Source organism: Thalassovita sp. (assembly GCF_963691685.1).
Taxonomy (GTDB): domain Bacteria; phylum Pseudomonadota; class Alphaproteobacteria; order Rhodobacterales; family Rhodobacteraceae; genus Thalassobius.
In genome coordinates, this window is the sequence record NZ_OY829290.1 from 4411034 (window position 1) to 4423387 (window position 12354).

At 58.9% G+C, this 12354-nt stretch carries 14 protein-coding genes; 9 read left to right on the plus strand and 5 right to left on the minus strand.

The window, feature by feature from the left end; translation table 11 throughout:
- The 3 genes from ACORLH_RS21450 to ACORLH_RS21460 all read right to left on the minus strand — a co-directional run bounded on the left by ACORLH_RS21450 (window position 1) and on the right by ACORLH_RS21460 (window position 3448).
- Window positions 1-1125, minus strand: coding sequence for an ABC transporter permease (locus ACORLH_RS21450; RefSeq protein ID WP_321830367.1), 1125 nt, complete (start codon window positions 1123-1125; stop codon window positions 1-3).
- Between the two features lie 83 nt (window positions 1126-1208).
- Window positions 1209-2159, minus strand: coding sequence for a sugar ABC transporter substrate-binding protein (locus ACORLH_RS21455; RefSeq protein WP_321830368.1), 951 nt, complete (start codon window positions 2157-2159; stop codon window positions 1209-1211).
- A gap of 170 nt (window positions 2160-2329) precedes the next feature.
- Window positions 2330-3448: a Gfo/Idh/MocA family oxidoreductase gene (locus tag ACORLH_RS21460; protein ID WP_321830369.1), complete on the minus strand. Its 1119-nt coding sequence runs from the start codon at window positions 3446-3448 to the stop codon at window positions 2330-2332.
- A 132-nt stretch (window positions 3449-3580) separates the two neighbouring features.
- Between ACORLH_RS21460 and ACORLH_RS21465 the strand changes: the two genes are divergently transcribed.
- The 8 genes from ACORLH_RS21465 to ACORLH_RS21500 all read left to right on the plus strand — a co-directional run bounded on the left by ACORLH_RS21465 (window position 3581) and on the right by ACORLH_RS21500 (window position 9634).
- A complete protein-coding gene (locus tag ACORLH_RS21465; protein ID WP_321830370.1) occupies window positions 3581-4423 on the plus strand; it encodes a 5-deoxy-glucuronate isomerase in 843 nt (280 codons plus the stop codon).
- A 144-nt stretch (window positions 4424-4567) separates the two neighbouring features.
- Entirely contained in the window at window positions 4568-5167 is a 600-nt protein-coding gene (locus ACORLH_RS21470) for a TetR/AcrR family transcriptional regulator (protein WP_321830371.1), read from the plus strand.
- A 2-nt stretch (window positions 5168-5169) separates the two neighbouring features.
- Window positions 5170-5433, plus strand: a complete 264-nt coding sequence (locus ACORLH_RS21475) for a hypothetical protein (RefSeq protein WP_321830372.1) — start codon at window positions 5170-5172, stop codon at window positions 5431-5433.
- Window positions 5434-5465: 32 nt separating this feature from the next.
- A complete protein-coding gene (locus ACORLH_RS21480; protein WP_321830373.1) occupies window positions 5466-6629 on the plus strand; it encodes an aromatic ring-hydroxylating oxygenase subunit alpha in 1164 nt (387 codons plus the stop codon).
- Window positions 6620-7507 carry an ABC transporter six-transmembrane domain-containing protein gene (locus ACORLH_RS21485; protein WP_321830374.1) on the plus strand — a complete coding sequence of 296 codons (888 nt, stop codon included), beginning with the start codon at window positions 6620-6622 and terminating at the stop codon, window positions 7505-7507. Before ACORLH_RS21480 ends, ACORLH_RS21485 begins: the two co-directional genes overlap by 10 nt.
- The gene (locus ACORLH_RS21490) at window positions 7504-7983 is read left to right on the plus strand and encodes a hypothetical protein (RefSeq protein WP_321830375.1); all 480 of its coding nucleotides are present in this window, start codon (window positions 7504-7506) and stop codon (window positions 7981-7983) included. Before ACORLH_RS21485 ends, ACORLH_RS21490 begins: the two co-directional genes overlap by 4 nt.
- Window positions 7984-7997: 14 nt before the next feature.
- The gene (locus ACORLH_RS21495; protein WP_321830376.1) at window positions 7998-9050 is read left to right on the plus strand and encodes a 2Fe-2S iron-sulfur cluster-binding protein; all 1053 of its coding nucleotides are present in this window, start codon (window positions 7998-8000) and stop codon (window positions 9048-9050) included.
- A 77-nt stretch (window positions 9051-9127) separates the two neighbouring features.
- Entirely contained in the window at window positions 9128-9634 is a 507-nt protein-coding gene (locus ACORLH_RS21500) for a MarR family winged helix-turn-helix transcriptional regulator (protein WP_321830377.1), read from the plus strand.
- A gap of 67 nt (window positions 9635-9701) precedes the next feature.
- Here the strand turns inward: ACORLH_RS21500 and ACORLH_RS21505 are convergent, their stop codons facing one another.
- Both ACORLH_RS21505 and ACORLH_RS21510 read right to left on the minus strand, forming a co-directional pair.
- The gene (locus ACORLH_RS21505; protein ID WP_321830378.1) at window positions 9702-10625 is read right to left on the minus strand and encodes an efflux RND transporter permease subunit; all 924 of its coding nucleotides are present in this window, start codon (window positions 10623-10625) and stop codon (window positions 9702-9704) included.
- Between the two features lie 78 nt (window positions 10626-10703).
- Window positions 10704-11773, minus strand: a protein-coding gene (locus tag ACORLH_RS21510; RefSeq protein WP_321830379.1) for an IS3 family transposase whose coding sequence is annotated in 2 segments (ribosomal slippage) — window positions 10704-11509 and window positions 11509-11773 — 1071 coding nt in all. Because the reading frame shifts where the segments join, the coding sequence is not laid out codon by codon here.
- A gap of 219 nt (window positions 11774-11992) precedes the next feature.
- Between ACORLH_RS21510 and ACORLH_RS21515 the strand changes: the two genes are divergently transcribed.
- A complete protein-coding gene (locus tag ACORLH_RS21515; RefSeq protein ID WP_321832868.1) occupies window positions 11993-12346 on the plus strand; it encodes a DUF1007 family protein in 354 nt (117 codons plus the stop codon).
- Window positions 12347-12354: the final 8 nt, after the last annotated feature.

Below are 12354 nucleotides of genomic sequence, written 5' to 3' on the forward strand. Positions count from 1 at the left end.
TCAACGCTCCCCGGTGATCATGCGACGGATGTAGGTGTTCAGGATCACAGCCGCCAAAAGGATCAGCCCCAGGAACACCCGGAACAGCGAACTTTCGACCCCGGCAAAGAACAGCCCCTGCTGCACCACACCAAAGATCAACGCGCCCAGCGCCGCACCGATGACGGATCCATATCCGCCGGTCAGCAAGGCACCCCCGATGACCACGGCAATGATCGCCTCAAACTCTTTCAACAGACCACGGTCGGCCCCGGCCGAGCCAAACTCCATCACCTGACAGGTGGCAAAAACGGTCGCGCAGAAGGCGGTGAACATGAACATCAGGATCTTGACCTTGTTCACCGGCACGCCCGAGTTGCGCGCGGCCTCAGCATCGCCGCCTGCGGCGAAGATCCAGTTGCCGAATTTGGTCTTGGTCAACAGGATATGGCCAAACACGATCAGCGCCAGCGCCCAGACGATCAGCATCGGCACGCCATCCACAATCGGCTGACCAGCACGGGTGCCGCGTTCAAAGGTGGCGATGATGCCGGCATCGCCCAGCCACTGGAACAGCCCGGTCAGGATTTTGCCGCCAAACAAGGCCGCCAGCCAGTCGCCCTCGGCCACGTCTTTGATGCCGCCGATGATGGTTTTACGCTCAATGGTCTGCGGGAAGTAGATGGTGAAACCACGCAGAATGAACAGGAAGGCCAGCGTCACGATGAAGCTGGGCAATCCGGTGCGGACCACGATGAACCCGTTCACCGCGCCCAGCGCTATACACAGAACAAAGGTCACAATGATGGCCATCCAGACAGGCCAGCCCAGCGTGACCGAGAAGATGGCGATCATCATGCCGGCGAAACCGATCATGGAGCCAACAGACAGGTCAAATTCACCCGCGATCATCAGCAGACAGGCGCCGACGGCGATGATCATGAACTGGGCCGAGACCTGGCTCCAGTTCAACACGCCCTGGGAATTGAACATACCGCTGTCGAAGGCAAATACCAGGAACAGGGCAAAGACGATGATGGTGCCGACGATGCCGCCCAATTCGGGTCGGATCATCGCTTCGCGGAAGCGAGAGCGCGATTTGATACGCTCATCCAGCTCCGGCGCAATATTCTGTGCGTCAGACATTGAGGCCTCTTAATCCAGTCATCCTTGGTCAGGATGGAAAAAGGGCGGCCAAAATCTTGCTTGGCCGCCCAAGGGGGGAGGAATTAGCGGTATTCGCCCGCGAAGGCTTCTACCTTCTCCAGACCATCAGCGGTTACGAAACCGGGGCCGGAGTTGATGTTGTTGCCGGGCAGAACGCCGTAACGGTGGTAGTTGGCCAGAACAACAACCGGCAGGTAGGCCTGCAGGAAGGGCTGCTGGTCGATACCCCAGTTGATCACGCCGCCTTTGATGCCTTTGACGATCTCTTCGCCCAGGTCAAAGGTGCCGAAGTAGATGTCACCGGCCAGACCGTTTTCATCCAGTGCCAGCAGGGTCGGATCTGCCGAGGTCGGGCCGAGTGTCAGAACCGCATCGGTCGCCGGGTTGGCCGACAGATAGGCCTGAACCTTGTTTTTGATCTCTGCCGGGTCCTGACCGGAATCGATCATCTGGTTGCCCAGATCTACACCCAGACCATCTGCAAAGCCCTGGCACCGCTCGGTCGAGGAAGGCGAGGAAATGTAGTGGTTCACGCAGAGGAAGGAGGCAACGCCGTCGCCTTTGGCCTTCAGACCGGCTGCGAAGCCCGCGTCATATTCAGGCTGACCGACATACATCAGCGCGCCAACTTCGCGGGCCTGCTCAGGGGTGCCCGAGTTCATGATGATCACGTCAACGCCGCTGTCGACTGCAGCACGGATCGGACCGGACAGAACGTCATAGTCCGACAGGGTGGTGATGATGCCATCGGGGCCCGAGGCCGCAGCCTGTTCGATGATACGCGCCATATCGGCCAGGTCGCCGGTCGGCGGGTTGCGATACTCAACCTCAACGCCCATCTGGTCACCGGCCAGCGCGATGCCGTTCTTGATGGTGTTCCACCAGCTGTCGCTGTCAGGGGCGTGGCTGACAAGAATGTATTTCTCGCCCTCGGCCGAAGCGGTGGTCGCAGCCATCAGGGGTGCGGCAACCAGCGCTGAGGCCAGCGCAAACTTTTTGATCAGTGAAGTCATGTGTTCCTCCCAGTTTCACTGTTGTGACTCATGGGCCGCCCTCCCCGGCTGCCCAATCGACTCAAATTAAACCATAGCCCGCACAAATTTGCAACCGGTTGCAAAAGAGATCGTGAAATGGCGTTGAATTGGCGATGTGCATTGTGTGTTTTCGCTTTGCTTTTGCAGGCTCAGAGGGCGGCCAGCGGCACCCATGTGCGCGCGGCGTCAGAGGCACGGATGGCCGCCACCACGCGATTCACCTCATGGCCATCGCGGAAGCTGGGCCAGATCGATGCGCCGCGATCAATCGCTGTCAGGAAGTCTTTCGCCTCGATCAAAATCTGATCCTGATAGCCGGTGCCATGCCCCGGCCCCTGACAGAAGGGTTCGTAATCGGGATGCGCCGGGCCGGTCAGAATCTTGCGAAAGCCCTGCGTCGCCTCCGGCCCCTCACGCAGGTAGAGCCACAGGGCGTTCTGATCTTCCTGATCAAAGCGTATCGCCCCTTTGGTGCCGGTGATTTCATAGGCGTAGCCCATCTTGCGGCCCGTAGCGACGCGGCTGAAATACATCTGCCCCATCACCCCGTTTTCAAACCGGCACATCACCTGGGCGTGGTCGTCATTGTCCACAACGCCCCCCGGCCGGTCACGATGCACAGTTTCCGCCATGCCCATGACCTCGGCAATGGGGCCCATCAGGGCAAGGGCGGCATTGATCATATGTGGCGCCAGATCGCCCAAGGTGCCATTTGCGGCCCCAGAGGTGCGCCAAGTGGCTGGTGTGTCGGGATCAGCCAGAAAATCCTCGGTATGTTCGCCGCGGAACCAGGTCACCTCACCGATCGCCCCTTCGGCCAGTAGCTGACGGGCATATTGGCTGGCCGGGGTGCGGATATAGTTGAAGCCAACCATGTTCACCACACCTGCCGCCTCGGCCGCGGCCACCATGCTGGCGCTATCCTCCAGCGACGCGCCCAGGGGTTTTTCGCAGAACACCGGCTTGCCCAGGGCGATCGCCGCCTCGGCTATCGCGCGGTGATGGGCCTGCGGGGTGGCGATCACTACGGCCTCCACCGCCGGGTCCGCGACCAGCACGCGCCAATCCTCGGTGGCCCGGTTGAACCCAAAGGCGTCGCGATATCGCGCGGCACTTTCGGGCGAGGACGCACAGATCATCTCCAACCGCGGGCGCAGCCGGGTGTTGAACACGGCGCCAACCGCCGCCATCGCGACCGAATGGGCCTTGCCCATGTAGCCGCCGCCACAAATGCCGATGCCGATCTGGGTATTCGCGGATTGGGTCATGGCCCCACCTCCAAAACAGGACGCGTGCAAAATCATTTTGCAACCGGTTGCACATTTTGTATCTTCCGATTCGAAATCCGGCAAGAATGATTTTGCGCCGCCCGTGCAGTTGCCCAGAGCGAGGAGCCCAGGATGCATATCCCACCCCATGACAACCAGAACAAAGCCATTGTGGATGTCGATCACCCGCTGGTGCCGCTGAACTACTTCAACATCGTCAAATTGCAGCGCGGTGAAAGCTTTGACAGCCAGGTCGCCGGCTATGAAACCTGCATCGTGCCCGCCACCGGCACCGTGGATGTCGACGTTGACGGCGCGCGCTATCCGGCCCTTGGCAATCGCGGTGTCGATGTCTGGGATGGGGAGCCTGAGGGCGTTTATGTGCCGGTTGGCGCCAAGGTGCGCCTGACCTGCGTCAGCGACAGCGCCGAGGTGTTCATTGCCGGCGCTAAATATGACAAGGTGTTGGAACCCTTTGAGGTGCGCGGCGACGGTATCGATCTGGTGCAATACGGATCGGATGACACCAAAACCCACCGCAAGATCAAACACATCCTTGGCGCCGAACATCATGATAAGGTGGGTCGCCTGCTGGTCAGTGAGCTGTTCACCGTGGGTCAGGGCGGCTGGTCCGGCTTTCCCAGCCACAAACATGACACCGACCGCCTGCCCGAAGAAACCCGGCATGATGAAACCTACAACTTCCGCTTCCGGCCCAATTACGGCTCGGGCATGCAGATGCTGCAGCGTGAAGACAACAAACCGGGCGATGCCTACCACGTGATGGATGGCTCCACGATGCTGATCGACAAGGGCTATCACCCCTGCGCGGTGCTGCCGGGCTATGAGATGTATTATTTCACCATTCTGGGCGGCGAGAGCCAGCGCAGCCTGAAACAGTACTTCCAGCCCACCCATGAGGAACAGTTGCACACGATTCCCGGCATCATGGATATGGTGGCCAAGTTCAAATAGGCGGAACGCCATCTGAACCACAAAAACTAACGATTTAACTCAACGCGTTACGCCCCGGGCGTGGCGCGTTTTATTTTGTCATCATTGACAATATACCTCGAATCATTAATTGTCACTCATGACAACAAACTATCGGAGGGCCCAATGCCTCGCCCCAGCATGAAAGATCAAAGGTCCGAAGAGATCCTGGATGCCTATCTGACCTGCGTTGCCCGCTTTGGTCTGGAAGGCGCCACGCAGGAGCGGATCGCGGCCGAAGCTGGCGTCAAACGCCCCCTGCTGCGCCACTATCTGGGCAACAAGGATCAGATGATTGATGCGCTGGCCGACCATGTGATCAGCAGCTTTGATCTGGCCTCGGATGTCATCGGCGCCGAACTTGCCGTGCTGGATACGCCGCAAGATCTGGTTGCCATGCTGTTTACTGACCGCGGCGCCCATGATCCGCGCTACCTGCTGGCCTGGCAGGCACTGGCCATCGCGGTGGCCGATCACCAGCATATGCGCGAACCGCTGCTGGCCAGCATGCAACGCTTTCTGACCATGTTGCAGGACACGCTGGCCCGTATCGTGCCCAGCGCCCCCACGGTGCAGATCAACGCCGTGGCGCAGGGGATATCGGCCCTGTTCATCAATGCCGATTCCTTCACGCCACTGGGTCCGCCCGCCACCTGGCGCGCCGAAACCCAAGAGGCCGCTATGCTGCTGGCCAGCACCCTCACCCCCCACACACCGGAGGCCTGACCATGACGAAATCCCGAATGATCAACTATATCGCCCTGCCCGTCCTGCTGGTGGCGGCGGTTCTGGGCCTCTACTGGGTCTGGGGGCTGATGTTCCTGTGGTGGCTGGTTCCCTCACTGCAAACGGGTCGCGCCCATCTGATCACTGAGGTCAGCCGCGACGAAGATCCGATCCTGTTTTGGGCTGTGATCCTGCTCTGGGCCGCCTTTGGCCTGATGATGATCGCCGCCAGCCTGTTTCCTGCCTACGCCATCTGGCTGGTCTGACCCTCAGACCGCCGCAGCCAAAGGACATTCCCATGTCGACTATGTATCATCGCCTCCCGGTGGAGGCTTACACTTCACAGGAATGGTTTGACCGTGAACAACGTCTGATCTTTTCCCGCAGCTGGCGTTTTGCCGGTCTGGTTGAGGATGTGCCGGGTCCCGGCCATTACATTTCGGTGCAGGCCGGGCTGAACAACCTGTTCATCGTCATGGGCCGCGATCACCGTCTGCGCGCCTTTCACAACATCTGCCGCCATCGCGGCACCCAGCTGATCCGCGCGGTGGGCAAAACCCAGAAGGCGCTGACCTGCCCCTACCATGACTGGACCTATGATCTGGAAGGCAACCTGATCTCAGTTCCGGATGAAGAGCGTGAGTTCCCTGGCGGCGTCGACAAAAGCTGCCTTGGGCTGAAACCCGCCTCGGTCGATGTCTGGCGCGGCATGCTGTTTGTGCACCCCGATCCCAATCCGCCCAGCCTGGCGGAATGGTTTGGCGCGGTGGATCCGCATCTGGGCCCGCATGATCCGAATGAGCTGGTCGAATATGAAGAGGCCCGCAGCAGCTATGACATCAAGGCCAACTGGAAGATCGTCGTAGAAAACTACATTGACGTCTATCACCTAAGCCACCTGCATTCCGATACATTACACATGTATGATCACGCCAAAGCCAAGTTCGGCTGGGAAGGGCCGCATTACCATTTTTGGGAACCCCCCAGTGCGGACTATGCAAAGGATCTGGAAAAGAACCTGCCAACCCCCCGGGTGATCCCAGAACCCCATGTGGGCGCCTGGGTGCCGATGCTGTTTCCCGGCATTGGCCTGGGCGCCAGCGAGGAAAGCTGGAACCTGTTCATCATCACACCGCTTGGCCCGGATCTGACACGGATCGAAAACCGCTCCAAACTGGCCAATGCCTCATCCTGGGAATACTCCAAACAGCAATGGTCCTCCTGGTCCTTCTGGAAGGATTTTGGCGGTGCCAAATACAAAGGGGAGGATGCCCAGGGCGAAAACGATCCAATGGCCTCGGGCGATTTCACCGCCGAAGATGTTTATGCCTGCGAACAGCAGCAGAAGGCGCTGACCAGCCCCTATCTGGAAATCGGCCCCGCCGCCAAAGGCGAAAGCCCGATTCTGATGCATCAGCAGGCGGTGCTGGACTTCATGGAAGGACAGGAAAAATGGGCCTGAGCGCGCGCCGCGCTTCTCTCTTGCAGGGGCGTGGGCTGACCCTTGGTGGCCTTTTTGCAGCCTTTTGGCCGCAGATCAGCGTGACCTGGGCCTTAACCTTGATTGAGGTGGCGCTGTTTGCGCTGATCCCGCTGCTGATCGGTCGCGCCATTGACGGGTTGATCGAGGCGGATATGGCTGCCTTCTGGATGCTGGCCATTGTTCTGGCCGTGTTGCTGCTGGTGGCCACCGGCCGCCGCCTGTTTGACACCCGGGCCTATGGCGTGATGCGGGTCAGTCTGGGCCGTGCCTTGGCCGAACGGTCCAAGGATCGCCCGGTCTCAACCGTCAATGCCCGGCTGGCCATGTCACGTGAGCTGGTCGATTTTCTGGAAACCGAAGCCCCGGAAAGCATGACCGGGGTGCTGCAGATGCTGGCGGCCATCGCCATCCTCAGTTCGTTTCACCCCACGCTTGGCCTGATCGCAGGCGCGGCGCTGGTCTTTATGCTGGTGATCTACGGGCTGGCCCATCGCCGGTTTTACAAGATCAACCAGCTGCTGAATGCCCAAAGCGAAAAACAAGTCAGCATTCTGGAAACCCGGTCCCTGCCCCGCCTTGGCGCCCATCTATTGGCCCTGCGCAAATCCGAAGTGCGCCTGTCAGACACCGAAGCCCTGGTCTACGGGCTGATCTTTGCCGGGCTGCTGTCCCTTGTTTTGTTTAACCTGTGGTTTGCCACCCAGAACATCACCATCACCGCCGGCACCGTCTTTGCTGTGGTCACCTACAGCTGGGAATTTGTCGACGGCGCGCTGTTCCTGCCCACCACCCTGCAATCCCTGTCCCGGCTGAGCGAAATCACCCGCCGGATCAACCAAACGGAAGCCTCAGAATGAAACCTGTTCTTGCCACCGCATTCGGCTGCCTGCTGGCCGCCGGCCTGGCCTACGCCACCCCGAAATCCACCCCGGAAGATCTGGTGAACCGCTACTTTGCGGCCAATGATGTGGCCGGAATCAGCGCCAGCTACGGGGATTGGCACCCAACAGCGCGCCACCAGATCACCGTGAAATACGGGCTGGGTCAGCCCGACGATGTGTTCAGCTATGCCGTGTCAGATGCCCTGACTGAGGACATGAACGATCCCCGCCTGGCTGAGATGATGGCGGGCTACGAAGAACTGTCACGCAAACCTGCCGAGGTCACCATCTCGACCGTTGATGCGGCCCAAATCGCCCGTGCTGTCACCACCGTGCGCTACCGCTGGCAGGGGATGGAGGGCGATATGGTGCAAACCGATACCTTCCGCATCCTGTCGCATTTTGGCCGCCCGGCGATTCATGCGCTGGACACCGTGCTGGACTATCGCTGAGAGGGGACGGATCGATGCGTGACTTTCACCCATTGCGCCTGTCAGAGGTGCGACCAGAAATCGAAGGCGCTGCAACCTCGTTGATCTTTGAGGTGCCACAGGCCCTGCAGGCCACGTTCCAATGGCAGGCCGGTCAACACCTGACCCTGCGGTTCATGATCGACGGGGTTGAGGAACGGCGCAGTTACACCATCTCCAACCCGCCCTGGGCACCGCTGCGGATCACGGTGAAGCAGGTGTATAAGGGCAAGGTTTCGCACCATGTGGCGGGGCTGGCGCCGGGTGACACGGTTGAAGTCATGCCCCCTTTCGGCAGCTTTTGCCTGACGCCGCAGCCCATGGGGCGCCGGACGCATTATTTCTTTGGCGCGGGCAGCGGCATCACCCCGCTTTTTGCGATGATCAATGCCGTCTTGCAGGAAGAACCCTATTCGGTGGCGCATCTGATCTATGGCAACGCCGATGAGCCAAGCATCCTGTTGCGGGAAGAGTTGGAGGCGCTGCAAGACCGCCATGGCGATCGCTTCACCTTGCGCCATGTCATTTCAAGCCCATCAATGTGGAGCTGGTTCAGCCCCTGGCGCAAGGGCCGCGTGGACAAAGGCTCCATCGCTGCCGCCATCGAGGAAACCCCGCCCGAGGCGCAGGATGTGCAGTATTGGATCTGCGGCCCCGGTGCGATGAACCGCGATGTGAAAACAGCGCTGATGTCGATGGACGTGCCAGACACCCGCATCCATATGGAAAGCTTCGGCGGCGCGGCAGCTGAGGATGATGGCGTCACCGGGGTCAAGGCAACTGCCACCGTGCGCCTGGACGGTGCCGACCATCAGATCGCCATGGCCGCGGATCAAACCCTGCTACAGGCGTTGCAGGCCAACGGCCTGTCCGTCCCTTACAGCTGCCAGTCAGGCGTTTGCGGCGCTTGCCGCTGTCAGGTGACCGAAGGCACCGTTCACATGCGCAACCGCATGGCCCTGGAGGATGCGGACATCGCCAAGGGCGCTGCGCTCAGCTGTCAAAGCCTGGCAACAAGCGAAACACTTGGCGTCAATTTTGACCGCTGATCGGGCAGATGTGCGTTTTCCTGCCGTCGGGACGAAAATAATTTCGACAATACCGCCATTGATGGTAATGCAGATGCATGTCTAGCAAGCTTCCCGTCTCCGCCAGAGAGTTCTTTAACGATGATGACGCCAACGTCGGCTTCAACCGGCTGTGGTTCAACATGATGCGGGCGCACCGTCATTTTTACCCGGTGATCACCAAAGCGTTGAAGACACACGGCCTGAACGATCCGATCTGGTATGAGATCCTGCTGCAGATCCATCGCGGCGGGCCCGATGGCAAACTTATGGGTGAGATTGAGACCGAGTTGTTCCTGCCGCAATACGCCCTGTCCCGGCATGTTTCACGGTTGGAAAAGGCCGGGTTCCTGCGGCGCGAATTCATCGCTGACGGTCGCCGCAAGCAGTTGCTGTTTCTGACCAACAAAGGCGTCGATCTACATGGCGAGGTTTGGCAGACCTACCATGATGCCATGCAGGACATGCTGGCAGATCGGGTCAGCAGTGACGAAGCCTATGAGGCAGCACTGACCCTCATCAAACTGCTGCCCGGTGGTGAATTCATAGGTCATAAACAGGACTAAAGGTCCGCAGTCATAGAAAAAACCCGCCCAGCGCAATCGCAGGCGGGGTTTTCTTTTGTTTAAACGCTTAAGCGCCCTCAGCCGTTGGACAAGCCGCCGCATCCCGGCGGAAGAACAAGCGATAGACCGGCGGCACGAAGATCAGTGTCAGCGGCGAGGCCAGCAGCAATCCACCAATCATCAGAGAGGCCATCGGCTCAAACAAGGCGCCACCAAAAATGGCCATCGGCAACAGCCCAAGGATCGTTGTCATCGAGGTCAGCAGAACCGGCGTCACCCGCTTTTTGGCTGCGGCCACAATCGCATCATCCAGACCAAGGGTTTGTCGTTCGATATCGATCTGGTCGATCAGAACAATCGCGTTGTTGATGATGATCCCCATCAAGGAGATCAGCCCCAGAATAGCAAAGAACGACAAGGGCATGCCCGCGATGGACAGCACCAATGGCGCCCCTGCGGCAACCAACGGGATGGTCATAAAGGTCAGGGCCACACGCCGCATCGAGTTGAACTGATAGATCAACGCGGCCAACATCACGCCCAGCGCCAGCGGCATGCCGGCCACCAATTCAGCGTTTGCCTTGGCGGCATCTTCGCTTTCACCACCGATAGACACGGTATAGCCCGGCCCCAGATCTGCATCGATCTCTTCCAACAGCGGAGTGATCTGCGCCTCAACCTGCGCCGCGGAGAGCACGCTGCTCTTGCCCGAAATGACAATGCGACGCTGCTGGTTTTCCCGCCGGATCTGCGAAAATTCCAAGACCGGGTAGAAGGCAGCAACCTGATCCAATGTCACCAGACCGGTTTTGGTCGGGATGGTCAGGTTCGTCAGATCGTCGATACTGTCGCGGAATGCCGCCTCGGAGCGCAGCACAATCGGGATCGATGTGTCGCCGTCGCGGAAGGTCGAATAAGGTGTCCCGGAGAAGAAGGTATCCATCGTGTCCGAAATCTCACGTGAGGTGGTGCCCAGTTTGATCAGCCCCACCTAAGTGGTCCAGTTTGAATGTTAGTGCATGATTGGCCTCAGTTCCATCGGGGTGATGGCTTCTGGCGCTGGTGGACGTTAGCCCAATGCACTGTGTGGTCTCTTTGTATTGTAGTGTTTTCTCCATTCTTCGATCAGGATTTGGGCTTCACGCAGAGTATAGAAGATCTCTCCATTGAGCAGTTCGTCCCGGAACCGGCCATTGAAGCTTTCACAATATCCGTTCTCCCATGGGCTTCCCGGTTCGATGTATGCTGTTTGAGAGCCGACGGCTGCGATCCAGTCCCGAACCGCTTGTGCAACAAACTCGGGACCATTGTCAGAACGTATGAAGGCGGGAGGGCCACGCAGTATGAACAGGCCGGTTAGAACATCGATTACATCCGTCGAGTTCAGCTTGCGCTTCACCTTGATCGCCAGACACTCTCGGCTGTGCTCATCAAGAATGTTCAAGGTGCGGAACACCTTGCCATCATCTGTCCGACAATGAACGAAGTCGTAGGACCAGACATGGTCTCGATACTCAGGCCGCAGACGGATGCATGATCCGTCATTCAGCCAGAGCCGCCCCTTCTTCGGTTGTTTTGCTGGAACCTTCAGCCCCTCTCGTCGCCACAGCCGTTCGACACGACCATCGCTGACCGACCAACCTGCCTCTCTGAGAAAGGCCGCGATCCGACGGTAGCCGTATCGACCATATTGCCTGGCCAATTCGATCATGTCGGCAACCAACCGATCCTCGTCGGCACGGCCTCTCGGGATGTGCCTCTGTGTGGAGCGATGTTGTCCCAGCACGCGACACGCCCTGCGCTCAGACACTTTGAGCTGGCGGCGCACATGCTCGATGCAGGCGCGACGACGAGCGGGGCTCAGAAGTTTCCCTTTGCAGCCTCTGTCAGGATCAACTTATCGAGCGTCAGGTCTGACACAGCTCGTCTCAGTCGATCATTTTCCTTCTGAAGCCGCTTCAGCTCTTTCAGTTGATCTACACCCATTCCGCCGTATTGCTTGCGCCAGCGGTAATAGGTCTGTTCAACAACACCGATCTGTCTGATGGCGTCGAGCCGGGGTATACCTTGCCCCATCAGCACCTCAACCTGCCGTAACTTCGAGACAATCTCTTCGGGCTTCGGTCGCTTGTTTGCCATTCTTGGTCCTCCATTTCCTAAAAATAGCGGTGGACCAGTTCAGTTGGGGAGGCTCACTTGCTTGGACAACCGGCAGAAAACCTCAAGCGGATCCGCTGGCCAACCTGTCTGGGTTTGCGCCGGCTACGCAGCCCATAAACGCGTTTTCTCCACATGACTCCCGGATCGGTTCGGCCTCGATTGTGCTGGACGAACCCTTAAAAGACGCGGCATTTGACTGTGAACGGTCAGGCCATCAGTTTGGCATGGCCAAGCGGCTTGGATGTCCAATTGATTGACGGCCGCTTACGTCTCACCTTCATGCGTGGGTTGGAGACACCCATCTCTCTGATAGGCTCCGACGTTGAGATCGCGTTCTATGAGTCGACGTATTTCTTCGATTTCTCTGTAACCAACACGCCCGAATTGATTGGCGGCGAAAACACCTGTCGGGCCACTGTCATACCTTTTGAACCCAACAGAAACGACCCATTGCTCAAGGCTCTGGCGAAGCTCAGCCGCGAAGAAACTCCAAACGAGGCCAATGTGGGCGCAAATTTTGCAGACAGGGTATATTTGAGATGCGGACAATAATTGTACTG